This window comes from Variovorax sp. GW821-FHT09B05, from assembly GCF_059418265.1.
In genome coordinates, this window is the sequence record NZ_JBWKPN010000009.1 from 328,045 (window position 1) to 354,130 (window position 26,086).

Here is a 26,086-nt window from a genome sequence, read left to right on the forward strand (position 1 = left end):
CTTCTTTCCCCACACGACTTCAAAAGACACGACACGACCATGGACATGACAGGCAAGAAGGTGCTGGTGACCGGCGCCGCCGGCGGACTCGGCACCAGCATCTGCTGGGCTTTCGCGCGCGCGGGCGCGCAGGTGCTGGCGCTGGACATCGATCCGGCCAAGGGCGAGCGCCTGGTCACGGCCGGGGAGGGCGAGGGCGCCGAGGTGCGCGCGCGGCTGCGCTTCGTGCAGGGCGACCTCGCCGACCTCGGCGCGCTCGCGGCGCAGCTGGCAGCGCTGTTCGAGGCCCAGGGCGGCATCGACGTGCTGATCAACAACGCCGCCATCTATCCCTCGCGCAGCATCGAGGAGTTCAGCATCGAGGAGCATCGCCGCGTGCAGGGCGTGAACGTCGACGCGGCGCTGGTCTGCGTGCAGGCCGCGCTGCCGCACATGAAGCGGCAACGCTTCGGCCGCATCGTCAACGTCGTGAGCATCACCATGTACGGCGGCTGGCCGCTGCTGCTGCCCTACGTCACCTCCAAGGGCGCGCTGCTGGGCATGACGCGCGCGATGGCGCGCGAGCTCGGACCGCACGGCATCACGGTCAACGCGGTGTCGCCGGGCGCCTTCCCGACCGATGCCGAGAAGATCCATCCCGACCCCGAGGGCTACGAGCGCTTCGTGCTCGAGCACCAGTCGGTCAAGCGCCGCGGCGCGCCCGAGGACATTGCGAACGCGATGCTGTTCTTCGCGGCCGAGGGCAGCGGCTTCGTCACCGGTCAGACGCTCAACGTCGATGGCGGCTGGGTGATGCAGTAGCCGCCGAAGCCCCCGCCTTTCCGCTCCACGCCTCCACCACCAGCTAGGGAAACCCCGTGATCGCAGCCAGGGGCTGCAACGCTAAAGTCGTACTTGTTAGCGCTAACAGTTAGCGCTAATAATCTCGCCAACAGCAGCGCGACGGCTTCGGCCGGACGCCTCGAATCCCACGGCAGGGCCTGCCGTCATCGGAGACAGACACACATGAAGCAACGCCTTTTCACCGGCCGCCGCGCGGCCCTCGCCGCGATCGCCATCGTTCCGGCCCTGCAGCTGCTCGCCGCGGGCAGCGCCCAGGCGCAGGCCGCCGGCAAGCAGGTCGTGACCTTCGCCGCATCGAGCTTCGCCGAGCCCGGCCGCGGCGAGAAGATGCGCGCCTGGATCGGCAAGTTCAACCAGAGCCAGGACAAGGTCGAGATCCAGCCGGTCACGATCCCGTTCTCGTCCTTCGCGAGCACCGTCTTCACGCAGATGGGCGGCAATGCCGGCCCCGACCTCGTGCGCTTCGACCTGCCCGAGTTCTATGCCGCGGTCGATGCCAAGCGCCTCGTGCCCATCGACGACGTGATCGCCGACGGCGCCTTCCCGCTCACCGGCCCCGACAAGTACATGAAGATCGGCGGCAAGCGCTACGGCGTGGTGTTCGAGGTCAGCAACTACGCGATGGTCTACAACAAGGCGCTGCTCAAGGGCACGCCGCCCGCGAACTTCGACGAGTTCCTGGCCGCCGCCAAGGCCGCGACCGCCGCCGGCAACTACGGCTATGCCTACCGCGCCACCATGGCCGAGCGCGGCGGCTTCTGGTACGACCTGTGCAACTACGTCTACGGTTTCGGCGGCCGCTGGTCCGACGAGCAGGGCAACCCGACCATCAACAGCGCCAAGGTGATCGAGGGCGTGGCGGCCTACAAGAAGGTCTACGACGCCGGCGCGATCCCCAAGGGCGCCGACGCCGCCACCTACCGGCGCATGTTCGCCGAGGGCAAGATCGCGATGCAGGTCGACAACGGCGGCGTGGCCGCCAACCTCGCGACCCAGGCCAAGGGCGTCGAGTTCGGTGCCGCGCCTTCGCCGTTCCCCACCAAGGCGCAGGGCATGATCCTGGCGCCGATCAGCATCAATGCCAACAGCAAGAACAAGGCCGCGGCAGGTGCCTTCCTGCAATGGATGCTGACGCCCGAGGCGCAGCGCGAGCTGCAGCTGATCCACGGCGCCTCGAGCGTCGCGATCGCCGTGCCGCGCTCGGCCGAGGAGGTCGCCAAGTGGCCCTGGATCTCGGTCTACGACCAGCAGACCGCCAACAGCGTGCCCGCGCTGCCGCAAGGCCTCGAGGTCAAGGCGCCCGAGATCCAGCAGATCGTGATCGAGCAGGTCATCAAGGTGCTGCAGGGTGGCGTCGATCCCGCCAAGGCGATGAACGACGCGCAGCAGACCGTGCTGAGCCGCGTGCTCAAGCGCTGAACCCGCACCACATCCCGTGACGATGAACGCCACGCTGTCCTCCGCCGCCGCGGTGGCCCGCCGCGAGGGTGCGCGCCGCCGCGCGCGCCTCGACGGCCATCCGCTCGCGCCCTATGCGCTGGTGCTGCCGGCTACGCTCTACCTGCTCGTGTTCCAGGGCTATCCGCTGTTGCGCGAACTGGTGCTGAGCTTCACCTCGACCTCGCTGCTCGCGGCCTCGCAGGGCGAATGGGTCGGGCTGCAGAACTACGCCGACCTCTGGAACGATCCCGACTTCCACCGCGTGATCTTCACCACGCTGCTCTACACCGTGGCCTGCGTGGCCTCGGCGATCGGGCTGGGCCTGGCCTCGGCGCTGCTGCTCGACGCGCCGTTCCGCGGCCGCGGCATCGCGCGCGCCGCCGTCACCATCCCGTGGGCCGCGCCGCCGGTCGCGGTGGCGCTGATCTTCATCTGGATCTACAACGCCCAGTACGGCGTGTTCGGCCACACGCTGCGCTTCTTCGGCATCGCCGCGGGCAGCGAGAACTGGCTCGACAGCATGCAGCACGCCATGCCCGCGGTGCTGATCACCACCATCTGGCAGATCTTCCCGTTCGCCTCGGTGGTGCTGCTGGCGGCGCTGCAGGGCGTGCCTTCCGAGTTGCGCGAGGCGGCCGTGATGGACGGCGCCGACCGGCTCAGCGTGTTCAAGGCGGTGGTGTGGCCCACCATCCGGCCCTCGGTCGCGCTGCTGGCGCTGTTCTCCACCATCTGGTCGCTGCGCCGCTTCGACCTGATCTGGCTGCTCACGCAGGGCGGGCCGGTGGGTGCCACCAACACGCTGGTGATCGACCTCTACCGGCGTGCCTTCGTCAACCACCACCTGGGCCAGGCCGCGGCCGTCGGCATGGTGGGCGTGGCGATCGCGCTGGCCGTGACGCTGGTGTACTTCCGCTACACCGCGCGCGCCGAACGCGAAGGAGAGCGCTGATGCATGCCGCCATGAGCCGACAGGCGCTGCGCATGCTCGCGGTGCTGGTGCTGCTGGGCGCAGCGGCCTTCCCCATCTACTGGATGCTGGTGACCTCGCTGACGCCGACCGAGGCGCTGTTCGCCGACCGGCCACAGCTGCTGCCGTCGCTCGGGCAGCTGCCGGTGTACGCGAGCGTGTTCGCCATCAAGCCGGTGGCGAGCTGGCTCTTCAACAGCGCCTGCGTCGCGATCGGCACCACGGTGCTGAGCATCGCGCTGGCGGTGTTCCCGGCCTATGCGCTGTCGCGCTTCCGCTTCGGCGGCAAGGGCGCGATCGGCTTCGGCCTGTTCGCGACCCAGATGCTGCCCGAGGCGATGCTGGTGGTGCCACTGTACGCGATCTTCGCGCAGATGCAGCTGCTCAACACCCTGAGCGGCCTGATCCTCGCGAACACCGCTTTCACCGTGCCGGTGATCACCTGGATCCTCAAGGGCGCCATCGACGGCGTGCCGATCGAGGTCGAGGAGGCCGCGCGCGTCGACGGCTGCTCGCGCATCGGCATCGTGCTGGGCGTGGTGGTGCCGCTGATCGCGCCCACGCTGGCCGCGGCCGCGGTGATCTCCTTCTTCCATGGCTGGAACGAGTACGTGTTCGCGCAGACGCTGATCACCGAGGAGCGTCTGCACACGGCCTCCGTCGGCCTGGCCGGCTTCATCGGCGAGCTCAGCACGCCGCTCGACGCCGTGATGGCGGTGGGCGTGATGTACACGCTGCCGGCCGTCATCTTCTATCTGATCGTGCAGCGCCACGTCGTCTCCGGCATGACGGCCGGCAGCGTCAAGGGCTGACCCCGAACCATCGAACGGAACACACAGCCATGGCTTCCATCAAGCTCCAGGACATCACCAAGAACTTCGCCGACAAGCATGTCGTCAAGGGCGTGTCGATCGACGTGCCCGACGGCGAATTCCTCGTGCTGCTCGGCCCCTCCGGTTGCGGCAAGTCGACCCTGCTGCGCATGCTCGCCGGGCTCGAGAGCATCAGCGGCGGCGAGATCCACATCAACGAGCGCCGCGTCGACGAGCTGCCGCCGACCGAACGCGACATCGCCTTCGTGTTCCAGTCCTATGCGCTCTATCCGCACATGACGGTGCGGCGCAACATCGCGTTTCCGCTGATCATGCGGCAGCACCGCTGGTGGTTCCACATCCCGCTGCTCGGCGGCATGGCCAAGCGGCGCATCGAGCGCTCGCCGGCCGTCTCGCAGCTGGTGGAGCGCACCGCGCGCACGCTGGCGCTGACCGACTGGCTCGACAAGTTCCCGCGCACGCTCTCGGGCGGCCAGCGCCAGCGCGTGGCGCTCGGCCGCGCGATGGTGCGCGAGCCGCAGGTGTTCCTGATGGACGAGCCGCTGTCGAACCTCGACGCCAAGCTGCGCACCACCATGCGCGCCGAGATCTCGAAGCTGCACCAGCGCGTGGGCGGCACCTTCGTCTACGTCACGCACGACCAGGTCGAGGCGATGACCATGGGCACGCGCATCGCGCTGCTCAAGGACGGGGTGGTGCAGCAGTTCGGCAGCCCGCGCGAGATCTACGAGGCGCCCGCCAACCTCTACGTGGCGCGCTTCATCGGCACGCCGCCGATGAACCTGCTGCAGGCCACGGTGAACGCCGACGGCAGCGCGCTCGCGCTCGGCGGCGAGGCCTCGATGCCACTGCCCGCGCACCTGCGCGGCCTGGCCGCGCCCGGCGCCGCCGTGGTGCTCGGCCTGCGGCCAAATGCGCTGACGGTGGCGCGCGGCGGCCAGGGCCTGGCCGGGCGCATCGCGCTGGTCGAGCATGTCGGCGCCGAGTCGCTGGTGGCGGTCGCGCTCACCGACGCCCGCACGCTGCACGACGAGGAAGGCGCCGCGAACGCCGACCTGATGGTCACGGTGCCGGGCTACACCGACCTCGCGAACGGCGACCCGGTCGCGGTCGGCTTCGATGCCACGCAGGCCGTGCTGTTCGACGCCGCCACGGGCCGCAACCTCGCCGCCGCGCCGCGCACGCACTGAATTCTTCCCACCCCTCATCGCCAACACACTCCATGAACAAATCCTCCGCCATCCTCGAGGGCTTCCGCGTCCTCGACTGCTCCATCGCCATGGCCGGCCCCTTCGCGGCCCAGCGCCTGGGCGACTTGGGCGCCGACGTCATCAAGGTCGAGCCGGTCGCCGGCGAATGGCAGCGCCATGTCTCGGCCGGCGGCGCGCGCGGCAACCGCATCAACGTCTCCTTCCTCTCGCTCAACCGCAACAAGCGCAGCCTCGCGGTCGATCTCAAGAGCGACGAGGGCCGCGACGCGCTCTACGAACTGGTGCGCGGCTCCGACGTGTTCCTGCAGAACTACCGCCCCGGCGTGGCCGAGCGCCTGGGCGTGGACTACGCCACGCTGTCGAAGATCAACCCGCGGCTGGTCTACGTCTCGATGTCGGGCTACGGCGAGGACGGTCCCTACAAGCTCTGGCCCGGGCAGGACCTGCTGCTGCAGGCGATGAGCGGTGCCATGCTCTCCACCGGCCGCGCCGGCGAGCCGCCGTCGCCCGCGGGCCAGTACCTGGTCGACGCCATCACGGCCTCGACCGCCTTCGAGGCCGTGATCGCCGCGCTGCTGCACCGCGAGCGCAGCGGCGAGGGCCAGCTGGTGCAGGTCAACATGCTCGATGCGATCGTCGCGCTGCAGATGCAGGAGCTGTCGGTGTTCAGCGTGGCCGGCAAGCCGCAGGAGCGCACGGCCGAGCCCCATGCCCACGTCTACATCCGCGCGCCCTACGGCGTGTTCGCCACGCAGGACGGTTTCCTCGCGCTGGCCTTCCCGAAGATGGCGGCGCTGGCGCAGGCCATCGGCGCGCCGGTGCTGGCCGACTTCGACGACGAGCGCGACACCTTCGCGCGGCGCGACGAGATCTTCTCGATCACGCGCGAGAAGCTGCGTCACCGCAGCACCGCCGACTGGCTTGCGGTGTTCCGCGCGGCCGACATCTGGGCCGGCCCGGTGTACGGCTATGCCGACGTCATGAACGATCCGCAGATCGTCCACAACGGCACCTTCGTCGAGTACGAGCATCCGACCGAGGGCAAGGTGAAGACGCCGGGCTTCCCGATCAAGTTCACGCGCACGCCCTCGAGCGTGCGCCGCGGCGCGCCGCTGGCGGGCCAGCACACGCGCGAGATCCTCGGCGAGCTGGGCTGGAGCACCGAGCGCATCGACGGCCTGCTCGCGGCCAAGGTGATCGGGGAAGAGACGCTGTGAGCGGCGCGCCGATCAAGGGCCTGACCTGGGACCATCCGCGCGGCTACGTCGCGCTCGAGCGCGCGGCCGAGCGCGCGCGCGCCGAGGGCCTCGACCTGCACTGGGAGCGCCAGCCGCTCGAGGGCTTCGAGTCGCATCCGATCGAGGACCTGGCCGAACGCTACGACCTGATCGTGCTCGACCATCCGCACATCGGCGACGCGGTGGCCGGCGACTGCCTGCAGCCGCTCGAATCGCTGTTCGCCGCCGACGACCTCGCGCGCTGGCGCGCGCAGAGCATCGGCCGCTCGTTCGACAGCTACCGCTATGCCGGCGTGCACTGGGCGCTGCCGCTCGATGCCGCCACGCAGGTGGCGGTGGCGCGCGCCGATCGGCTCGAGGGCCCGCTGCCGCGCAGCTGGGCCGAGGTGCTCGCGCTGGCCGCGCGCCAGCCGGTGTGCCTGTCGCTGGCCGGCCCGCATGCGGCGCTCTCGCTGTTCAGCATGGCGGCCGCGCACGGCGACGCGCCCACGGGCAGCGAGCCCGGCCGACTGTTCACGGGGCAGGGCGCCACCACGGCCTGGGAGCTGCTGTCGGAACTGCATGCGCTGGCCTTTCGCGGCTGGGCCGGGCTCAACCCGATCGGCATCCTCGATGCGATGTCGCGCGATGCGCAAGCCGTGTACTGCCCGCTGGTCTACGGTTACGTCAACTACGCGGTGGCCGGCGCCGGCACGCAGCCGTTGCACTTCGCCGACGTGCCCGCCGGTTCGCACGGCCTCGGCTCGACGCTCGGCGGCACCGGCCTCGCGGTGAGCCGGCGCGCGGCGGTCGGCGATGCGCTGCGCGCCCACCTCGTCGCGCTGATGAGCCCGGCGATGCAGGAAGATTTCATTCCCTTCGCCGACGGCCAGCCGAGCGCGCGCAGCGCCTGGAGCCATGCGCGCGTCAACGGCGCCTGGAACGGCTTCTTCGCGCAGACCCAGGCCACGCTCGAGGCCGCGATCGTGCGGCCGCGCCATCCGGGCTACATCCCGTTCCAGACCGCGGCCTCGGCGCTGGTGCGCGAGATGCTCGCCGACCGGCTCGCGGCCAGGGCCGCGCTCGAGCGGCTGCAAACGCTCTACGAAGCCCACCGGCCCGCGGGCAGCGAAGTCTGAGCCCGTCTTCCCTTCTTCAGTCCACATCCGCCATGAACCACATCCTCTTCGAGGTCCGCGACCGGGTCGCGACCCTGATCCTCAACCGTCCCGAGAAGCTCAACGCCGTCACGCCCGAGATGGCCGATGCGCTGGTCGCCCATGTGAAGGACTGCAACGCGCGCGCCGACGTGCGCGCCGTCGTCATCACGGGCGCCGGCGAGAAGGCCTTCTGCGCCGGCAGCGACATTGCCGAGCTCGACGGCTACGACACGCCCTGGACCTTCCGCAACCGGCCCGACTACTGCGACGCGATCCGCGCGCTGCGCAAGCCCGTGGTCTGCGCCATCAACGGCTATGCGCTCGGCGGCGGCCTCGAGACCGCCATGTCCTGCGACATCCGCATCGCGGCCGAGCATGCACGCTTCGGCGCGCCCGAGGTCAAGCTCGGCTGGATCGGCGGCGGCGGCATGTCGTACATGCTTGCGCACAGCATCGGCGCCTCGAACACCGCGCTGATGCTGATGGGCGGCGATCCCGTCAGCGCGCAGCAGGCGCTGCAGTGGGGCCTGGTGAGCGAGCTGGTGCCGGCCACCGAGCTGCTGGCGCGCGCGCAGGCCATTGCCGCCACCATCGCGAGCCGCCCGCCGATCGCGGTCGAGACCGCCAAGGCCAACCTGCGCGCCGCCTATGCGATGCCGCTGGAGACCGCGATCCAGTACGAACGCGACCTGCAGACCGTGTGCTTCGCGACCGAGGACGCGAAGGAAGGCCGCGCGGCCTTCAAGGCGCGCCGTCCGGCCGTGTTCGAGGGGCGCTGAGATGCAGGCGATTCCCGACATGGTCGATGCCGCGGCCACGCTGCCCATCGATGCGGAGAAAGCGCTGCTCGTGGGCCGTGCCTGGTTGCCGGGCGGGAACGGCGAAGAGGGCGGCCCGACGCTGGTGACGGTGCGCGAAGGCCAGCTGGTCGACATCGGCGCGCTCGCGCCCACGGTCTCGGCGCTGCTCGAGCGCGAGGACGCGGCCGGCGCCGTGCGCGATGCCGAAGGCGTGCTGCTCGGCACGCTGGCCGACTGGCTCGCGAGCACCGCCGCGCACGGTCCCGATCCCGCGCAGCGCCATTTGCTCGCGCCCAACGACCTGCAGGTGGTGAAGGCGGCCGGCGTGACCTTCGCGGCCAGCATGGTCGAGCGTGTGATCGAGGAACAGGCGCGCGGCGACGCGAGCCGCGCCGAGGCGGTGCGCCGCCAGGTGGTGGCCGTGGTCGGCGACGACCTCTCGGGCATCGTGCCGGGCTCGCCGGAGGCGATGCAGCTCAAGCAGGTGCTGCTCGCGCAGGGCCTGTGGTCGCAGTACCTCGAGGTCGGCATCGGGCCCGACGCCGAGGTCTTCACCAAGGCCGCGCCGCTGGCCTCGGTGGGCACCGGCGTGCAGGTGGGCCTGCATCCGGGCTCGACCTGGAACAACCCCGAGCCCGAGGTCGTGCTGGCCATCGACAGCCGCGGCCGGACCGTTGGCGCCGCGCTCGGCAACGACGTCAACCTGCGCGACTTCGAGGGCCGCAGCGCGCTGCTGCTGGGCAAGGCCAAGGACAACAACGCCTCGTGCGCCATCGGCCCGTTCATCCGCCTGTTCGACGCCCACTACGGCATCGACGACCTGCGCGCCACCGTGGTCGAACTGCGCGTGGAAGGCGAGGACGGCTTCGTGCTCGAGGGCTCGAGCTCGATGGCGCAGATCAGCCGCGATCCGCTCGAGCTGGTGCGCCACGCCATGGGCGCGCACCACCAGTACCCCGACGGCATCCTGCTGTTCTGCGGCACCATGTTCGCGCCGATCCAGGACCGCGACGCGCCCGGCGCCGGCTTCACCCACCACGAGGGCGACCGCGTCGCGATCCGCGCCGAGCGGCTGGGCACGCTGTTCAACCGCGTCGGCCGCAGCGACCGCATTCCGCCGTGGACCTTCGGCATCGGCGCGCTGATACGCAACCTCGCCGCGCGCGGGCGGCTTTGAGCGCGGCGGTGGCCGGGCGCGCTTGGCGGCAGAATCCGGGCCACCCATGACAGAACCCGAAAAAAGACAGGGCCGCCGCCGCTTCGGCACCAACTCCGTCACCATGGCCGACGTGGCCCAGGTGGCGGGCGTGTCGGCACAGACCGTGTCGCGCGTGCTGCGCGACCCCGAGGGCTGCACGCCGCAGACGCGCGAGCGCGTGGAGGCGGCGATCCGCAGCACCCGCTACGTGCAGAACCTCGCGGCCAGCCACCTGGCCTCGAACCGCAGCATGACGGTGGCCGCCGTGATTCCGCAGATCGCGGCCTCGGTGTTCGCCGAGACGCTGCAGGGCCTGTCGAACGTGCTGCTGCAGGCCGGCTACCAGGTGATCATCGGCCACACCGACTACAGCCACGAGCGCGAGGAGGCCGTGGTGCGCAGCCTGCTGGGCCGCCGCCCCGACGCCTTCTTCCTCGTCGGCACGCGCCACACCGACGCGGTGCGCGAGATGCTCGCGCGCGCCGCCATTCCCGTGGTCGAGAGCTGGGCCTGGACGCGCAAGCCCATCGACCAGCTCGTGGGCTTCTCGAACCAGGAGGCGCTGGCCGCGGCCGTGGCCTATGCGCAGCGGCGCGGCTACCGCCATCCCACCTTCGTGGGCGCCGCGCGCCCCGGCGACGACCGCGCGCGCGAGCGCCTGGACGGCTACACCACCGGCATGGCGCGCCACTACCCGGGCCAGGCGCCGCGCAGCCTGGTGGTGGAGAACCTGCCCTACACCATGGGCAGCGGCAGCACCTTGCTCGAGGCCGCGCGCGCGCGTTTCCCCGACAGCGACCTGCTGCTGTTCTCGAGCGACCTGCTGGCCTCGGGCGCGCTGCTGGCCTGCCAGCGGCTGGGCATCGCGGTGCCGAAGCAGCTCGCGATCATGGGCTTCGGCGACTACGAGATCGCGCGCGAGCTCAACCCCGGCCTCACGACCATCGCGGTGCCGACCGTGCGCATGGGCGAGGAGGCCGCGCGCATGCTGGTGCAGCGGCTGCGCAGCGAGACGCCGGCGGCGCGCAAGCGCGATCTGGGTTTCGAGCTGATCGAGCGCGGGAGCGCCTGAACGGGACGGCGCCCCGCGGGGCGCCATGAGAAAAGGGGCCGACCGTCGCCGGTCCGCCCCTTCTCGTCGTGCGTCGCGGCGCGAGCCGCGGTCCGCGATCAGCCCAGCAGGCCGTGCAGGATGTTGGCGACCGGGGTCACCACATTGCCCACCGTGTGCTCGACCTGGCTGGTGATCGGGGTCACCACGTCGGCGACCACCGAGCCCACCGCGTGATCGACGTTCTCGACCACGTTGGACACGGTCGCGACCACCGGCGCCGCCGCCGCGGTCGCACCGGCCAGGATGTCGGTCACCGGGGCCAGGGCACCGGAGCCAGCGCTGGTCAGCGTATCGACCACCGGAGCGAGGGTGTCGCTCAGGCCGCTGGCGATCTCGGTCACCGGCTGCAGGATGTTGGCCACCGGGCCGTCGCCGCCCAGCGCGCCGAGCAGGCTGCCGACGAGGCCGTCGTTGCCGAGCAGGCCGCCCACCAAGCCACCGACCAGACCGTCGCTGCCCAGCAGGTTGCCCACCAGGCCATCGTTGCCGAGCAGACCGCCGACCAGGCCGTCGTCGCCGAGGACGCCGCCGAGCAGGCCGCCTTCGCCACCGCCGAGCACGCCACCCAGCAGGCCGCCGTCGCCCGGCACGCCGCCGAGCAGGCCACCGTCACCGCCGAGCACGCCGCCCAGCAGGCCGTCGTCGCCCAGGATGCCGCCGAGCAGGCCGCCGTCACCGCCGAGCACGCCGCCCAGCAGGCCGTCGTCACCCAGGATGCCGCCGAGCAGGCCGCCGTCACCGCCGAGCACGCCGCCCAGCAGGCCGCCATCGCCAAGAACACCGCCGAGCAGACCGCCGTCACCGCCGAGCACGCCGCCCAGCAGGCCGTCGTCACCCAGGATGCCGCCGAGCAGACCGCCGTCGCCACCGAGCACGCCGCCCAGCAGGCCGTCGTCACCCAGGATGCCGCCGAGCAGACCACCTTCGCCACCGAGCACGCCGCCCAGCAGGCCACCGTCGCCCAGGACGCCGCCGAGCAGGCCGCCGTCGCCACCGAGCACGCCGCCCAGCAGGCCGTCGTCGCCGAGGATGCTGCCGAGCAGGCCACCGTCACCGCCGAGCAGACCGCCCAGCAGGCCATCGTCACCGAGGATGCCGCCGAGCAAGCCGCCTTCACCACCCAGCAGACCGCCGAGCAGGCCACCGTCGGCCGGCGCATCGGCCGCGACCATCAGGCTGGCCGAGGCGCTGGCATCGGCACCACCGCCGAGCAGGCCACCCAGCAGACCGCCGAGAAGGCCGTCATCGCCGAGGATGCCGCCGAGCAGGCCACCGTCGCCACCGAGCACGCCGCCGAGCAGACCATCGTCACCCAGGATGCCACCGAGCAGGCCATCGTCGCCGAGGACGCCACCCAGGAGGCCACCGTCGCCACCGAGCAGGCCGCCCAGCAGACCGTCGTCGCCCAGGACACCACCCAGCAGACCGCCGTCGCCACCAAGCAAGCCACCCAGCAGACCGTCATCACCCAGGATGCCGCCGAGCAGGCCACCGTCGCCGCCGAGCAAACCGCCCAGCAGACCGTCGTCGCCCAGGACACCACCCAGCAGGCCGCCGTCGCCGCCGAGCAAGCCGCCCAGCAGACCGTCATCGCCCAGGACGCCACCCAGCAGACCGCCGTCGCCACCGAGCAAGCCGCCCAGCAGGCCGTCGTCGCCGAGGACACCACCCAGGAGACCGCCATCGCCGCCGAGCAGACCGCCCAGCAGACCGTCGTCGCCCAGGACGCCACCCAGCAGACCACCGTCGCCACCGAGCAGACCGCCCAGCAGACCGTCGTCACCCAGCACGCCACCCAGCAGGCCACCGTCGCCGCCGAGCAAACCGCCCAGCAGACCGTCGTCACCGAGGACGCCACCCAGCAGCCCATCGCCGCCGATCAGATTCGCCACGCCATCGGTCAGGAAGTCGACCTGCGTGCCCACCGCGCCCAGCAGTGCGTCGGTGGTGCCGGCGCCCAGCAGCTGGTCGGTCAGCGGGCTCAGCAGGCCGCCGACACCGTCGGTGACCTGACCCACGAGGTCGTCCACCGGATCCAGCACGTTCGGGTCGTTCGGCGTGAAGGTATCGCCGAGCACCGGGCCCAGCAGGCCGCTCACGGTATCGGTCAGGCTGTCGGTCAGGCCGACCACCGGTGCGAGCACGTCGCCCAGGCCGAGCTCGCCGAGCAGGCCGTCGTTGAGGCCGTCGACCAGGCCACCGACGATGCTGTCGGTCGGGTCGAGCAGTTGGGCACCGGTGCCGCCGCCGCCACCACCGATGCCGCCGAGCACGCCGCCCAGCAAGCCACCGAGCAGACCGTCTTCACCGAGCAGGCCGCCCACGAGGCCGTCGCTGCCGAGCAGGCCGCCGACCAGGCCGTCGTCGCCGAGCAGGCTCGGCACCAGGCCGTCTTCACCCAGCACGCCGCCGAGGATGCCGCCTTCGCCGAGCAGGCCACCCAGCAGGCCGTCGTCGCCCAGCAGGCCACCGACCAGGCCGTCGTCGCCGAGCAGACCGCCCAGCAGGCCATCGCCGCCGATCAGGCCACCGAGCAGGCCGTCGTCGGCCAGCACGCCGCCGAGCAGGCCGTCGTCACCGAGCAGGCCACCGAGCAAACCGTCATCGGCGAGCAGGCCGCCGAGCAGGCCGTCGTCGCCCAGCAGGCCGCCGAGCGGGCCACCGGCGCCGAGGATGCCGTCTTCGCCGAGCACGCCACCGAGCAGGCCGTCGTCGCCGAGCAGACCGCCCAGCAGGCCGTCGTCACCCAGCAGGCCGCCGAGCAATCCGTCTTCACCGCCGAGCAGGCCACCGAGCGGGCCGTCGGCCAGCAGGCTGCCGACCACGCCATCCGGTCCCAGCAGGCTGCCGACCAGACCGTCCGGTCCGAGCAGGCCGCCGCTCAGGCCTTCGCTGCCGAGCAGGCCGCTGAGCAGGCCGTCGTCGCCGAGCAGGCTGCCCACGATGCCGTCTTCGCCGAGCAGGCCGCCGAGGGCACCGTCGTCGCCCAGCAGGCCACCGAGCAGGCCGCCTTCGCCGAGTGCCGGGCCCAGCAGGCCGCCGAGCAATCCGTCTTCGCCGCCCAGGCCGCCGAGCAGGCCGCCGTCACCCAGCAGGGTGTCGAGCAGGCTGCCGACCGCGGTGCCTTCGCCGATCAGGCCACCGAGCAGGCCGTCGTCGCCGAGCAGGCCGCCCACGAGGCCGTCTTCGCCCAGCAGGCCACCGAGCAGGCTGTGCTCGCCCAGGAGGCCGTCGAGCACCTGGCCGACCACGCCGTCGTCGCCCAGCAGGCCGTCGACGAGGCCGTCGATGCCCAGGCCGGTGGTCACGCCGCCCAGCAGGCCGTCGCTGCCCAGCACGTTCTCGAGGATGTTGTTCAGCGCATCGGTCAGGTAGTCGACCTGGCCATTGAGCGTGTCGATGATCGCGCCGGTGGTGCCGCCGCCCAGCAGGCCGTCGACCACGGGGGACAGCACGCCGCCGAGGTTGGTGGTGACATGGTCGACCACGTTGTCCACGGGATCGAACTCGTTGGGATCGTTGGGCGTGAAGTCGCTGCCGGCGATCGGCGCGAGCACGTCGTCGATCACGTCGGTGACGCTGTCGACGATGGGTTTCACGGTCTGGAGCGCGCCGCCCAGGCCCAGGGTGTTGTCCACCGCATCGATCACGTGGCCGACGGTGCCGTCGCCCGGATCCAGCAGGTGGTCGGCATCCGCGTCGGCGTCGGCGTCCGCATCGGCGTCAGCGTCGGCATCCGCGTCAGCGTCCGCATCTGCGTCGGCATCCGCATCGGCGTCTGCATCCGCATCCGCGTCCGCGTCGGCATCGGCGTCCGCATCGGCATCCGCGTCTGCGTCGGCATCACCGTCCGCATCGGCGTCGGCATCCGCGTCCGCATCGGCATCCGCATCGGAATCGCCGACACCGGGAATGAAGAAGGGAACGCTCGAATCGCTGCCGCCGCCGCCCAGGGCCGCGGCCAGCGCGATGCCGCCCAGCGCGCCGAGCGCGAACTCGCCGACGCCGAGGCCACCGCCGGTGGCGAGCTTCTTGGTGACGGCCAGCGCCGCCGCATCGGCGTCGGCATCGGGCGGGGTGACGGCGAGGTCGCCCGAGGCCACGTCGACGTTCACCTGCTCGAGGCCGCCCGGCAGCTTGGTCGACGTCACGGTGGCATCGGTGCCGCCCGCGAAGACGCCGGCCAGCGGCGCCTTGTTGGTGGCCGAGCCGGGGAACAGCACGTTGGCCTGGCCGCCATCGGGAACGATCACGCGGTCGCCGGCGATCAGCGACTGGTTGCCGTCCACCGGGATGCTCACGCCGTCGCGCACGATGGTCGTGCCGGGCGTCGCATTCGATAGCGATCCGATGCTGGCGGGCGCGGCGGCCGCGGGTGCCGAGGAGGGCACTGCCGCGGTCGCACCCATCGGGGCGATCGGCGAGGCGGTGGCTTGAGCGAGGACCACGGGAGCCCCACCGTTTGCGGTGGTGCCAGGGGTCGTCGGAGTCGATGATTCTGTTGTAGTCATGGCGGCCTCTGTGACAAAGATATGGCCTACAGGGGCAACATGCGTGCCGCCTTCGCGCTGCCGCCATGGCAGGCCTTTGTTACGGCACCGTGATCGACTTATCTCGTTGATTCAAAAGGCTTTTCGCAATTGGGGTAACACGCGGCGGGAACATGCGTAACACCGCTTTTCGCCGCGCGTTACGTAACGCGGGGCGCTTTTTTTCCGGAACGCCAAGCGGGTTCCGGGCTCGCGCCACGGCGCCGGCGAAGGCGCCGAAAAGCCGTCGGACGGCGCCCGCGCGGGGGCGCCGCGACGCCTAGCGCTCGAAGCCGTAGGGCGCGAACCGGCTCTGGTTCTCGTCCACGTCCAGCGCCTCGCCGATGAACGGAAAGGCGCGCTGCGGGCAGCGCTCGCGCTCGCAGACCTTGCAGCCCATGCCGATCGGCGTGGCGGCCTCGGGGTCCTGCAGGTCGAGCCCCTTCGCATACACCAGCCGCGGCGCATGGCGGATGTCGCAACCCAGTCCGATCGAGAAGGTCTTGCGCGGCGAGCCCCAGCCGCGCTGCCCGCGCGAGACCGAGCGCGCGATCCACAGGTAGCGCCGCCCGTCGGGCATGCGCGCGAGCTGCGGCAGGATGCGCTCGGGCTGCGCGAAGGCCTCGTACACGTTCCACAGCGGGCAGGTGCCGCCGGTGCGGCTGAAGTGGAAGTGCGTGGCCGACTGGCGCTTGGAGATGTTGCCGGCCTTGTCCACGCGCACGAAGAAGAAGGGCACGCCGGGCGCGCCCACCCGTTGCAGCGTGCTGAGCCGGTGGCACACGGTCTCGAAGCCGACGCCGAAGCGCTGGCCGAGCAGGTCGATGTCGTAGCGCAGCGATTCCGCGGCCTCGAGGAAGGCGCCGTAGGGCAGCAGCAGGGCGCCCGCGAAGTAGTTGGCAAGGCCGATGCGCGCCAGCTTGCGCGAGGCCGGGTCCTCGGTGAAGGGCGGCGCATCGACCAGCGCGTCGATCGCCGCGCCGAGCTCGAGCAGCGCGAGCTGGGTGCCGAGCTGGAACGCCTGCTGGCCCGGCTCGAGCGCGGGCGACAGCCGCAGGCTGCGCTGCGCGGCGTCGTAGCGGCGCTTGCTGACCTCGGTGTCGTCGGTCAGCAGCACGCGCACGCCATGGCGCTGGCGCAGCCGCTCGATCAGCCATTCGGCGAGATGGCCGCCGTGCTCGCGCGCGCCCGGCGCGGCCTGCGCCTGCTGCGCTTCCTGCGCCAGCGCCTCGGCCGCGCGGTCGAGGGTGTCGAAGTGGTTCTGGTGCGCGAAGAAGAAGTCGCGCACCACCTCGAAGGGCATGGCGCGCGGCGCGGCCAGGCCCGAGCGCTCGTCGCCCAGGCGCAGCGCCATGGTCTCGAGCTGCTCCATCGCCTCGATGTTGCGCCGGTGCAGCGCCAGCAGCGCGCGGCCCAGCGCGGGCATCTGCGCCGCCACCTCCTGCAGCTCGGGCAGCGCCACCGGCTCGGCGGCATCGGCCAGCGCCTCGCGCATGCCGGCCACCAGCCGCGCCTCCTCGTCCTCGGAGAACTGCTGGATGTCGACGCCGAGCGCGCGGCTGATCTTGAGCAGCACCGCCACCGTCAGCGGCCGCTGGTTCTGCTCGAGCTGGTTGAGGTAGCTGGGCGACAGCTCCAGCGCATGGGCCAGCGCCACCTGCGACAGGCCGCGCTCCGCGCGCAGGCTGCGCAGGCGCACGCCCATGAATGTCTTCTTCATCGTTTCGCCTTCGCTGCGAATGCGGGGAAATTCGCAAAATTTGCAAATTGGAGGATTGGGGTTCGCAAGAATTTGCCTTTTCAGTCCTTCTGCAAACCGCATTCTCTGCGTAGATTGCGAAGCATGACAACACCCGCTGGAACGACCGAACTGCGCGAACTGGTGCTGCCGGTGCATGCCAACCACCGCGGCACGCTGTTCGCCGGGCAGGGCCTGCAACTGATGAGCAAGGCCGCCTTCCTGGCCGCGCGCGGCCTGGCGCAGCGCGAGGTGGTGATGGCCGGCGTGACCGGCGTCGACTTCCTCGCGCCGGTGCCGGTGGGCCACCAGCTGCTGCTGCGCGGCTGGGTCAGCCGCATCGGCCGCAGCTCGATGACCGTGTGCGTGACCGGCCTGGCCGACGTGCCGGGCGCGCCGGTCGAAGAAGTCCTCAAGGGCGTGTTCGAGATGGTGGCGGTCGACGCCGCCGGTCGTCCCGCCGCCATCGATCGCGCCTACCTCAACGAAGAAACCGCATGAACCCCATGACCGAAACCACCGCACCCGCGGGCTTCCGCCCCAAGAAATCCGTTGCCCTCTCGGGCGTGACCGCGGGCAACACCGCGCTGTGCACCGTGGGCCGCACCGGCAACGACCTGCACTATCGCGGCTACGACATCCTCGACATCGCCGAGGTCTGCGAGTTCGAGGAGATCGCGCACCTGCTGGTGCACGGCAAGCTGCCCACGCGCGCCGAGCTCAAGGCCTACAAGGCGCGGCTCAAGGCGCTGCGCGGCCTGCCCGCGAGCGTGAAGGAAGCGCTCGAGAGCCTGCCGGCCGGCGCCCACCCGATGGACGTGATGCGCACCGGCGTCTCGGCACTGGGCTGCGTGCTGCCCGAGAAGGACGACCACAACCTGCCGGGCGCGCGCGACATCGCCGACCGCCTGATGGCCTCGCTGGGCTCGATGCTGCTGTACTGGTACCACTGGAGCAGCCAGGGCAAGCGCATCGACGTGGAGACCGACGACGACTCGATCGGCGGCCACTTCCTGCACCTGCTGCATGGACAGAAGCCCTCCGAGGCCTGGGTGCGCGCGATGCACACCTCGCTCAATCTCTATGCCGAGCACGAGTTCAACGCCAGCACCTTCACCGCGCGCGTCATCGCCGGCACCGGCAGCGACATGCACTCGGCCATCGCCGGCGCGATCGGCGCGCTGCGCGGCCCCAAGCACGGCGGCGCCAACGAGGTGGCCTTCGAGATCCAGAAGCGCTACGACAGCCCGGCCGAGGCCGAGGCCGACATCCGTCGCCGCGTGGAGGCCAGGGAAGTGGTGATCGGCTTCGGCCACCCGGTCTACACCGTGAGCGACCCGCGCAACGTGGTGATCAAGGGCGTGGCCCGGCGCCTGTCGCAGGAGGCCGGCTCGACCAAGATGTACGACATCGCCGAGCGGCTCGAGTCCGTGATGTGGGAGGTCAAGAAGATGTTCCCCAACCTCGACTGGTTCAGCGCCGTGAGCTACCACATGATGGGCGTGCCCACCGCCATGTTCACGCCGTTGTTCGTGATCGCGCGCACCAGCGGCTGGGCCGCGCACGTGGTCGAGCAGCGCGTGGACAACAAGATCATCCGCCCGAGCGCGAACTACACCGGTCCCGAGGACCTGCAGTTCGTGCCGATGGAGGCGCGCGCCTGAGGCGAGAGGCTGAGGCGCGGTGAAGTCCTTCCAGGCCGATGTCGCTCGGAGCACACTCCGCGGTGCCGCCCCGCGGGGCGGCACGCTCCCACATCGAACGACAACACTGGAGACAAGACCATGACGCTGAATCGCCGCGCCTTCTCGGCCGCCGCCCTGGCGGGCCTGACCCTGCCCGCCGCCACCCTCCGTGCCCAGGAGGCCTTCCCGAACAAGCCTTTGCGCATCGTCTGCCCCTTCGCACCGGGCGGCGGCTCCGACTTCATCGCGCGCGTGGCGGCCAACGTGCTGACCCAGCAGCTGGGCCAGTCGGTGGTGGTGGACAACCGGCCCGGCGCCGGCGGCACCATCGGCACCGAGTACGCGCTGCACACGCCGCCCGACGGCTACACGCTGCTGCTGATCGCGGGCAGCTACACGGTCAATCCCTCGCTCTACAAGCTGCGCTTCGATCCGGTGGCCGAGATGACGCCGGTGATCCAGCTCTCGAAGGGCGCCTACGTGCTGTGCGTCAATCCGTCGAAGGTGCCCGCGAAGAACCTGCAGGAACTGCTGGCCTTCGCACGCCAGAACCCCGGCAAGCTCACCTTCGCCTCGGCCGGCAACGGCAGCCACCTGCACATCGTGAGCGAGTACCTGTTCGGCATGGCGAAGGTCAAGGCCACGCACGTGCCGTACCGCGGCACCGGGCCGGCCGTCACCGACCTGGTGGCGGGCAACGTCGACATGCTGATCGCGGGCACCGAGGCGCTGATGCCGCACGTGCAGTCGGGCCGACTGCGCGCCTTCGCCGTCACCACGGCGAAGCGGCTGCAGGCCTATCCCGACATCCCCTCGATCGCCGAGAGCGGCGGCCTGCCCGCGTACGACGTGGTGGCCTGGCACGGCCTGATCGCGCCCCGGGGCGTGCCGCCGTCCGTGCTCGCCAAGCTCAACGGCGCGCTCGACACCGGCCTCAAGGCGCCCGAACTGGTCGCGAAGCTCGATCCCACCGGCGTGTCGCCGGCCGGCGGCAGCGCCGAGCAGTTCGGCGCGCTGATCGGCACCGAGATCCCGCGCTATGCCAAGGTCGTGAAGGACAACGACATCCGCTCCGAATGAACCCCGCGCGGCCCCTCGCAGCGGGGCCGCATCGCTTTCCTGCCCGCTTCCCACGATGACTTCAAGCCACAGAAAAAAACTCCCCGGCACCGCGCTCGACTACATTGACGCGCGCGCCGCCATCGAAGCGCTGCGCCCCGGTGCCTGGGACACGCTGTCCTACACCGCGCGCGTGCATGCCGAGAACCTCGTGCGCCGCTGCGATCCCGCGATCCTCGACGAATGCCTGCTGCAGATCGCCGAGCGCCGGCGCGATCGCGACTTCCCGTGGTTCCCGGTGCGCGTGGTCTGCCACGACATCCTGGGCCAGACTGCGCTGGTCGACCTCGCGGGCCTGCGCGATGCGATCGCGGCCGAGGGCGGCGATCCGGCGCAGGTGAATCCGGTGGTGCCGGTGCAGTTGATCGTCGACCACTCGCTGGCCGTGGAGTGCGGCGGCTTCGACCCGCGGGCCTTCGAGAAGAACCGCGAGATCGAGGACCGGCGCAACGAGGACCGCTTCCATTTCATCGAATGGACCAAGCGCGCCTTCGCCAACATGGAGGTGATCCCCGCGGGGAACGGGATCATGCATCAGATCAACCTCGAGAAGATGTCGCCCGTGGTCTACGTGCAGGACGGCCTGGCCTTCCCCGACACCTGCGTGGGCACCGACAGCCACACGCCGCACGTCGACGCGCTGGGCGTGATCGCGGTCGGCGTGGGCGGGCTCGAGGCCGAGAACGTGATGCTCGGCCGCGCCTCGTGGATGCGGCTGCCGGAGATCGTCGGCGTGGAGCTCACGGGCCGCCGCCAGCCGGGCATCACCGCCACCGACATCGTGCTGGCGCTGACCGAGTTCCTGCGCAAGGAAAAGGTGGTCGGCGCCTACCTCGAGTTCTTCGGCGAGGGCGCGCGCAGCCTCACCATCGGCGACCGCGCGACCATCTCCAACATGTGCCCCGAGTACGGCGCCACCGCCGCGCTGTTCCACATCGACGAACAGACGCTGGCCTACCTGCGGCTCACCGGCCGCGAGGACGCGCAGGTCGCGCTGGTCGAGACCTACGCGAAGACCGCGGGCTTCTGGGCCGACGCGCTGGCATCCGCCACCTACGAGCGCGTGCTGAGCTTCGATCTCTCCAGCGTGGTGCGCAACATGGCGGGCCCGTCGAACCCGCACCGCCGCCTGCCGACCTCGCAGCTGGCCGAGCGCGAGATCGCCGTCGGCCTGCACGAGGCGCGCCAGCAGGAGGCCGCGGGCCTGATGCCCGATGGCGCCGTGATCATCGCGGCCATCACCTCGTGCACCAACACCTCGAACCCGCGCAACGTGATCGCGGCCGGGCTGCTGGCGCGCAACGCCAACCGGCTGGGCCTGGTGCGCAAGCCCTGGGTCAAGTCCTCGCTGGCGCCGGGCTCGAAGGCCGTCGAGCTCTACCTGCGCGATGCCGGCCTGCTGGCCGAACTCGAGCAGCTGGGCTTCGGCATCGTCGCCTTCGCCTGCACCACCTGCAACGGCATGTCGGGCGCGCTCGATCCGAAGATCCAGCAGGAGATCGTCGAGCGCGACCTCTACGCCACCGCCGTGCTCTCGGGCAACCGCAACTTCGACGGCCGCATCCATCCCTATGCCAAGCAGGCCTTCCTGGCCTCGCCGCCGCTGGTGGTGGCTTATGCGATCGCGGGCACCATGCGCTTCGACATCGAGCGCGACATCCTCGACGTGGTCGACGGCAAGGAGATCCGCCTGGCCGACCTCTGGCCCGCCGACGAGGAGATCGACGCGATCGTCGCCGCCTCGGTGCGGCCCGAGATGTTCCGCCAGGTCTACGAGCCGATGTTCGCGATCCATGCCGACCACGGCGAGAAGGCCAGCCCGCAGTACGACTGGCGCCCGCAGTCCACCTACATCCGCCGCCCGCCCTACTGGGACAGCGAGGGCGTCGGCGCGCTGGCGGCCAATCCGCGCACCCTGCGCGGCATGCGGCCGCTGGCCCTCCTGCCCGACAACATCACGACTGACCACCTCTCGCCGTCGAACGCGATCCTGCGCGACAGCGCCGCCGGCGAGTACCTCGCGAAGATGGGCCTGCCCGAGGAGGACTTCAATTCCTACGCCACGCACCGCGGCGACCACCTGACGGCGATGCGCGCCACCTTCGCCAATCCGCAGCTCGTCAACGAGATGGCGGTGGTCGACGGCGTGCAGCAGAAGGGCTCGCTCGCGCGCATCGAACCCGAGGGCCGCGTGGTGCGCATGTGGGAGGCGATCGAGACCTACCTGAACCGCCGCCAGCCGCTGATCATCGTGGCCGGTGCCGACTACGGCCAGGGTTCCTCGCGCGACTGGGCCGCGAAGGGCGTGCGCCTGGCCGGCGTCGAGACCGTGGTGGCCGAGGGCTTCGAGCGCATCCACCGCACCAACCTGCTCGGCATGGGCGTGCTGCCGCTCGAGTTCAAGCCCGGCACCACGCGGCTTACGCTGGGGCTGGACGGCACCGAGACCTACGACGTGGCCGGCGAACCCGCCCCGCGCGCCGACCTCGCGCTGATCGTGCATCGCCGCGATGGCGAAGTGCTGCGCGTGCCGGTCACCTGCCGCCTCGACACCGCCGAGGAAGTGTCCATCTACGAGGCCGGCGGCGTGCTGCAGCGTTTTGCGCAAGACTTCCTGGCCGCGAACACCGCGGCCGCTTGAGAAACCCATCGCCATGGCATCCATTCCCCAGATCAAGATTCCCGCCGTCTACATGCGCGGCGGCACCAGCAAGGGCGTGTTCTTCCGCCTGCAGGACCTGCCACGGGCCGCGCAACAGCCGGGCCCGGCGCGCGACGCGCTGCTGCTGCGCGTGATCGGCAGCCCCGACCCCTATGCCAAGCAGATCGACGGCATGGGCGGCGCGACCTCGTCGACCTCGAAGACCGTGATCCTCTCGCGCTCGACGCGGCCCGATCACGACGTCGACTACCTGTTCGGTCAGGTTTCCATCGACAGCGCCTTCGTCGACTGGTCGGGCAACTGCGGCAACCTGTCGGCCGCCGTCGGTCCGTTCGCGATCGCGCAGGGCCTGATCGACCCGGCCCGCGTGCCACCCGACGGCGTGTGCACCGTGCGCATCTGGCAGGCCAACATCGGCAAGACCATCGTGGCCCATGTGCCGATCTCGCTCGGCCAGGTGCAGGAGACCGGCGACTTCGAGCTCGACGGCGTGACATTCGCGGCGGCCGAGGTGCCGCTGGAGTTCATCGATCCGGCCGACGAAGGGGAGGGCGAGGGCGGCGGCGCGATGTTCCCCACGGGCAGGCTGGTCGACGACCTCGAGGTGCCCGGCGTCGGCACCTTCAAGGCCACGCTGATCAACGCCGGCATCCCCACCATCTTCGTCAACGCCGCCGACATCGGCTACAGCGGCACCGAGCTGCAGGACGCGATCAACGGCGACCCCGAGGCACTCGCGAGGTTCGAGACCATCCGCGCGCACGGCGCCGTGAAGATGGGCCTGATCCAGGACATCGCCGAGGCCGCGAAGCGCCAGCACACGCCCAAGGTCGCGTTCGTCGCGCCGCCGAAGGATTACGTCGCGTCCAGCGGCAAGCCGGTGCGGGCCGCCGACGTCGACCTGCTGGTGCGCGCCCTGTCGATGGGCAAGCTGCACCACGCCATGATGGGCACGGCCGCGGTCGCGATCGGCACCGCGGCCGCGATCCCCGGCACGCTGGTGAACCTCGCGGCCGGCGGCGGCGAACGCCAGGCGGTGCGCTTCGGCCATCCCTCGGGCACCTTGCGCGTCGGCGCCGAGGCGCGCGCGGTCGACGGCCAGTGGGCCGTGACCAAGGCCCTGATGAGCCGCAGCGCCCGCGTATTGATGGAAGGCTGGGTGCGCGTGCCCGGCGACAGTTTCTGAAAAACGGATCCTCCCCATGTCCACCCGCAAGCAACTCAAGTCCCTCGCCGAGGCCCGCCGCGGCCTGATCGTTCCGGGCGCCTTCAATGCGCTCTCCGCCCGCGTCGTCGAGGACCTCGGCTTCCAGGCCATCTACGTCACCGGCGCCGGTGTCACCAACATGTGGTTCGGCATGCCCGACCAGGGCTTCATGGGCCTGTCGGAGATCGCCGACCACACGGCGCGCATCCGCGATGCCGTGTCGGTGCCGCTGATCGTCGATGCCGACACCGGCTTCGGCAACGCGCTCAACGTGCGCCACACCGTGCGCACGCTCGAGCGCGCGGGCGCCGACTGCATCCAGTTCGAGGACCAGGTCGCGCCCAAGCGCTGCGGTCATTTCTCGGGCAAGGAGGTGATCTCCACCGAGGAGGCCGTGAGCAAGATCAAGGCGGCCGTCGATGCGCGCCGCGATCCCGACCTGCTGATCATGGCGCGCACCGACGCGGCCGCGATCCATGGCTTCGAGGCCGCGGTCGAGCGCGCGCAGCGCTTCGCCGAGGCCGGCGCCGACATCCTGTTCGTCGAGGCCGTGACCAGCGCCGAGGAGGTTCGCGCGCTGCCGAAGCGGTTGGACCGGCCGCAGCTCATGAACATGGTGATCGGCGGCAAGACGCCGATCTTCAACGCGACCGAACTCGGCGAGCTCGGCTACGGCATCGTGCTCTATGCCAATGCCGCGCTGCAGGGTGCGGTGGCCGGCATGCAGAAGGCGCTGACGGTGCTGCGCGACGAGAAGGAAGTGCGCGAATCCAGCGGCCTGGTCACGCCCTTCGCGGAGCGCCAGCGGCTCGTGGGCAAGCCCGAGTGGGACGCGCTGGAGCAGCGCTACACCTGAAGCACCGCGGCCAGCAGCCGCACGCCCTGGTCGATCTGCTCGACCGTGAGGCTCGCATAGCCGAGGATCAGGCCGCCGCAACGGTTGCCGGTGACCTTGCCCGCGTAGAGCGGCGACACCGGATACACACCCACGCCCCGCAGCCGCGCGGCGGCGACCAGCGCGGCTTCGTCGCGCGGCCGCAGCCAGGGCAGCCACAGCACCACGTGCAGCCCGGCCGCCGTGCCCGCGACCTGCGCCTCGGCCGGCAGATGGCGCGCGATCGCGTCGAGCAGCGCCGTGCGGCGGCGTTCGTTCTCGCGCCGCACGCGCCGCACGTGGCGCTCGTAGGCGCCGCTGTCGATCAGCGCCGCCAGCACCCGCTGCTCGAGCAGCGGCGCATGGCGGTCGGCCATGCGCTTGGCCTGGCGGAACACCGGCCCCAGCTCGGGCGGCAGCACCAGGTAGCCGAGCCGCATCTGCGGCGACAGCGCCTTCGAGAAGGTGCCCACATAGAGCACGCGCCCGTCGGCATCGACCGCGCGCAGCGCGTCGATCGGGCGCTGGCCGTAGCGGAACTCGCCGTCGTAGTCGTCTTCCACGATCCAGGCGCGCTGCTGCCGCGCCCATTGCAGCAGCGCGAGGCGCCGGCCGATGGCGAGCACGCCGCCGAGCGGGAACTGATGCGAGGGCGTGACATAGGCCAGGCGCGCGCGGCCGTCGCGCGGCAGCGCGGCCGTGTCCAGGCCCTGCGCATCGACGGGCACCGGCAGCAGCGCCGCCCCCGTGGCCTCGAAGCAGCGTCGTGCCATCAGGTAGCCGGGGTTCTCGAACACGAAGGCGTCGGCGGGATCGAGCAGTAGCCGCGCGCACAGGTCGATGCCCTGCTGCGAGCCCTGCACCACGACGATCTGTTCCGCGTCGCAGACCAGCCCGCGCGCGCGCCGCAGATAGCCCTGCAGCGCGCGCCTCAACCCTTCGTCGCCTTCGGGCGCGGCGTAGCTCAGGCTGCGCTGCTGGCGCAGCAGCTCGGCCTGGTAGGCGCGCCGCCAGGCCAGCGCGGGGAAGTCGCGCGAGGCGACCGCGCCATAGAGGAAGTCGATGCGCGCCGGCTCGCTCGGTGCGGTCGCTGGTGGCGCCATCGCGGCGATGCGGCGGCCGTAGGCCGACAGCGTGGGCGCGGGCCGGGCGCGGCGGGAGGCGGCCGCCGGCCGTGCCACGGCGGCGGACGGCGGGCTCGCCACGCGCGCCGTGCGTCCGGCCGACGTGAGCAGGTAGCCCTCGGCGGCGAGCTGCTCGTAGACCGCGGTCACCGTGGTGCGCGAGACACCGAGCTCGGCCGCCAGGGCCCGGGTCGACGGGGCGGGCGCGCCGGCGGGCAGGGTGCCGTCGGCGATCTGGTCGCGCAGCAGCGCGTAGATGCGGCGGCCCGCGCCCTGGCCCGGAGGAAGCGACAACTGGTCCATGCAAAAAGGTCCAAACTGGTTCTTCGCATTGTGCCGGTCCGAAGCGACAGTGAGGCACC

19 protein-coding genes are annotated in these 26,086 nt (G+C 71.2%); 16 read left to right on the forward strand and 3 right to left on the reverse strand.

The window, feature by feature from the left end; all coding sequences use genetic code 11:
- Nucleotides 1-39 precede the first annotated feature (39 nt).
- The 10 genes from AC07RM_RS24250 (at nt 40) to AC07RM_RS24295 (ending at nt 10,744) form a co-directional block, all read left to right on the forward strand.
- The gene (locus AC07RM_RS24250) at nt 40-801 is read left to right on the forward strand and encodes an SDR family NAD(P)-dependent oxidoreductase (RefSeq protein WP_495336193.1); all 762 of its coding nucleotides are present in this window, start codon (nt 40-42) and stop codon (nt 799-801) included.
- A 204-nt stretch (nt 802-1,005) separates the two neighbouring features.
- Nucleotides 1,006-2,262, forward strand: coding sequence for an ABC transporter substrate-binding protein (locus AC07RM_RS24255; RefSeq protein WP_495336194.1), 1,257 nt, complete (start codon nt 1,006-1,008; stop codon nt 2,260-2,262).
- A 22-nt stretch (nt 2,263-2,284) separates the two neighbouring features.
- The gene (locus AC07RM_RS24260) at nt 2,285-3,235 is read left to right on the forward strand and encodes a carbohydrate ABC transporter permease (RefSeq protein WP_093345691.1); all 951 of its coding nucleotides are present in this window, start codon (nt 2,285-2,287) and stop codon (nt 3,233-3,235) included.
- Nucleotides 3,235-4,065 (forward strand): carbohydrate ABC transporter permease, encoded by an 831-nt coding sequence (locus AC07RM_RS24265; protein WP_256222662.1) that lies wholly within the window; start codon nt 3,235-3,237, stop codon nt 4,063-4,065. Before AC07RM_RS24260 ends, AC07RM_RS24265 begins: the two co-directional genes overlap by 1 nt.
- 29 nt (nt 4,066-4,094) lie before the next feature.
- Entirely contained in the window at nt 4,095-5,276 is a 1,182-nt protein-coding gene (locus tag AC07RM_RS24270; RefSeq protein WP_495336195.1) for an ABC transporter ATP-binding protein, read from the forward strand.
- A 32-nt stretch (nt 5,277-5,308) separates the two neighbouring features.
- Nucleotides 5,309-6,514, forward strand: a complete 1,206-nt coding sequence (locus AC07RM_RS24275) for a CaiB/BaiF CoA transferase family protein (RefSeq protein ID WP_495336196.1) — start codon at nt 5,309-5,311, stop codon at nt 6,512-6,514.
- A complete protein-coding gene (locus AC07RM_RS24280) occupies nt 6,511-7,653 on the forward strand; it encodes a carbohydrate ABC transporter substrate-binding protein (protein WP_495336197.1) in 1,143 nt (380 codons plus the stop codon). The genes AC07RM_RS24275 and AC07RM_RS24280 overlap by 4 nt, the downstream gene beginning before the upstream one ends.
- A 32-nt stretch (nt 7,654-7,685) precedes the next feature.
- Nucleotides 7,686-8,453, forward strand: coding sequence for an enoyl-CoA hydratase/isomerase family protein (locus AC07RM_RS24285; RefSeq protein ID WP_495336198.1), 768 nt, complete (start codon nt 7,686-7,688; stop codon nt 8,451-8,453).
- A gap of 1 nt (nt 8,454) precedes the next feature.
- Nucleotides 8,455-9,651, forward strand: coding sequence for a fumarylacetoacetate hydrolase family protein (locus AC07RM_RS24290; protein ID WP_495336199.1), 1,197 nt, complete (start codon nt 8,455-8,457; stop codon nt 9,649-9,651).
- 46 nt (nt 9,652-9,697) lie between these two features.
- Nucleotides 9,698-10,744 carry a LacI family DNA-binding transcriptional regulator gene (locus AC07RM_RS24295; RefSeq protein WP_093345707.1) on the forward strand — a complete coding sequence of 349 codons (1,047 nt, stop codon included), beginning with the start codon at nt 9,698-9,700 and terminating at the stop codon, nt 10,742-10,744.
- 98 nt (nt 10,745-10,842) lie between these two features.
- Here AC07RM_RS24295 and AC07RM_RS24300 read toward each other — a convergent pair whose 3' ends face one another.
- Both AC07RM_RS24300 and AC07RM_RS24305 read right to left on the reverse strand, forming a co-directional pair.
- On the reverse strand, nt 10,843-15,099 hold the full coding sequence (locus tag AC07RM_RS24300) for a hypothetical protein (protein ID WP_495336222.1): 4,257 nt from the start codon (nt 15,097-15,099) through the stop codon (nt 10,843-10,845).
- A 496-nt stretch (nt 15,100-15,595) separates the two neighbouring features.
- Entirely contained in the window at nt 15,596-17,035 is a 1,440-nt protein-coding gene (locus AC07RM_RS24305) for a short-chain fatty acyl-CoA regulator family protein (protein WP_495336200.1), read from the reverse strand.
- Between the two features lie 123 nt (nt 17,036-17,158).
- On the opposite strand from AC07RM_RS24305, the gene AC07RM_RS24310 reads away from it, so the two are divergent.
- The 6 genes from AC07RM_RS24310 to AC07RM_RS24335 all read left to right on the forward strand — a co-directional run bounded on the left by AC07RM_RS24310 (nt 17,159) and on the right by AC07RM_RS24335 (nt 24,582).
- Nucleotides 17,159-17,554 (forward strand): acyl-CoA thioesterase, encoded by a 396-nt coding sequence (locus tag AC07RM_RS24310; RefSeq protein ID WP_495336201.1) that lies wholly within the window; start codon nt 17,159-17,161, stop codon nt 17,552-17,554.
- A 5-nt stretch (nt 17,555-17,559) separates the two neighbouring features.
- A complete protein-coding gene (gene prpC, locus AC07RM_RS24315; RefSeq protein WP_495336202.1) occupies nt 17,560-18,717 on the forward strand; it encodes a bifunctional 2-methylcitrate synthase/citrate synthase in 1,158 nt (385 codons plus the stop codon).
- A gap of 120 nt (nt 18,718-18,837) precedes the next feature.
- Complete coding sequence (locus tag AC07RM_RS24320; protein ID WP_495336203.1) at nt 18,838-19,818, forward strand: tripartite tricarboxylate transporter substrate binding protein; 981 nt, start codon at nt 18,838-18,840, stop codon at nt 19,816-19,818.
- Between the two features lie 55 nt (nt 19,819-19,873).
- Nucleotides 19,874-22,498, forward strand: coding sequence for a Fe/S-dependent 2-methylisocitrate dehydratase AcnD (gene acnD / locus AC07RM_RS24325; RefSeq protein WP_495336204.1), 2,625 nt, complete (start codon nt 19,874-19,876; stop codon nt 22,496-22,498).
- A gap of 13 nt (nt 22,499-22,511) precedes the next feature.
- Complete coding sequence (gene prpF / locus AC07RM_RS24330; protein WP_495336205.1) at nt 22,512-23,705, forward strand: 2-methylaconitate cis-trans isomerase PrpF; 1,194 nt, start codon at nt 22,512-22,514, stop codon at nt 23,703-23,705.
- A gap of 16 nt (nt 23,706-23,721) precedes the next feature.
- Entirely contained in the window at nt 23,722-24,582 is an 861-nt protein-coding gene (locus AC07RM_RS24335; RefSeq protein ID WP_209544257.1) for an isocitrate lyase/PEP mutase family protein, read from the forward strand.
- On the opposite strand, the gene pdxR is transcribed toward AC07RM_RS24335, so the two are convergent.
- Entirely contained in the window at nt 24,573-26,027 is a 1,455-nt protein-coding gene (gene pdxR, locus AC07RM_RS24340) for a MocR-like pyridoxine biosynthesis transcription factor PdxR (RefSeq protein WP_495336206.1), read from the reverse strand. The two genes, AC07RM_RS24335 and pdxR, sit on opposite strands and share 10 nt — an antisense overlap.
- Nucleotides 26,028-26,086: the final 59 nt, after the last annotated feature.

What these genes read in the sequence shown, in the direction of transcription:
- AC07RM_RS24295 (WP_093345707.1), top strand. Translation starts at nt 9,698, where the DNA reads ATGACAGAACCCGAAAAAAGACAGGGCCGCCGCCGCTTCGGCACCAAC.
- prpC (WP_495336202.1), top strand. Translation starts at nt 17,560, where the DNA reads ATGACCGAAACCACCGCACCCGCGGGCTTCCGCCCCAAGAAATCCGTT.
- AC07RM_RS24270 (WP_495336195.1), top strand. Translation starts at nt 4,095, where the DNA reads ATGGCTTCCATCAAGCTCCAGGACATCACCAAGAACTTCGCCGACAAG.
- AC07RM_RS24335 (WP_209544257.1), top strand. Translation starts at nt 23,722, where the DNA reads ATGTCCACCCGCAAGCAACTCAAGTCCCTCGCCGAGGCCCGCCGCGGC.
- AC07RM_RS24285 (WP_495336198.1), top strand. Translation starts at nt 7,686, where the DNA reads ATGAACCACATCCTCTTCGAGGTCCGCGACCGGGTCGCGACCCTGATC.
- AC07RM_RS24305 (WP_495336200.1), bottom strand. Translation starts at nt 17,035, where the DNA reads ATGAAGAAGACATTCATGGGCGTGCGCCTGCGCAGCCTGCGCGCGGAG.
- AC07RM_RS24250 (WP_495336193.1), top strand. Translation starts at nt 40, where the DNA reads ATGGACATGACAGGCAAGAAGGTGCTGGTGACCGGCGCCGCCGGCGGA.
- AC07RM_RS24265 (WP_256222662.1), top strand. Translation starts at nt 3,235, where the DNA reads ATGCATGCCGCCATGAGCCGACAGGCGCTGCGCATGCTCGCGGTGCTG.
- AC07RM_RS24310 (WP_495336201.1), top strand. Translation starts at nt 17,159, where the DNA reads ATGACAACACCCGCTGGAACGACCGAACTGCGCGAACTGGTGCTGCCG.
- AC07RM_RS24320 (WP_495336203.1), top strand. Translation starts at nt 18,838, where the DNA reads ATGACGCTGAATCGCCGCGCCTTCTCGGCCGCCGCCCTGGCGGGCCTG.
- AC07RM_RS24275 (WP_495336196.1), top strand. Translation starts at nt 5,309, where the DNA reads ATGAACAAATCCTCCGCCATCCTCGAGGGCTTCCGCGTCCTCGACTGC.
- acnD (WP_495336204.1), top strand. Translation starts at nt 19,874, where the DNA reads ATGACTTCAAGCCACAGAAAAAAACTCCCCGGCACCGCGCTCGACTAC.
- pdxR (WP_495336206.1), bottom strand. Translation starts at nt 26,027, where the DNA reads ATGGACCAGTTGTCGCTTCCTCCGGGCCAGGGCGCGGGCCGCCGCATC.
- AC07RM_RS24255 (WP_495336194.1), top strand. Translation starts at nt 1,006, where the DNA reads ATGAAGCAACGCCTTTTCACCGGCCGCCGCGCGGCCCTCGCCGCGATC.
- AC07RM_RS24290 (WP_495336199.1), top strand. Translation starts at nt 8,455, where the DNA reads ATGCAGGCGATTCCCGACATGGTCGATGCCGCGGCCACGCTGCCCATC.
- AC07RM_RS24260 (WP_093345691.1), top strand. Translation starts at nt 2,285, where the DNA reads ATGAACGCCACGCTGTCCTCCGCCGCCGCGGTGGCCCGCCGCGAGGGT.
- prpF (WP_495336205.1), top strand. Translation starts at nt 22,512, where the DNA reads ATGGCATCCATTCCCCAGATCAAGATTCCCGCCGTCTACATGCGCGGC.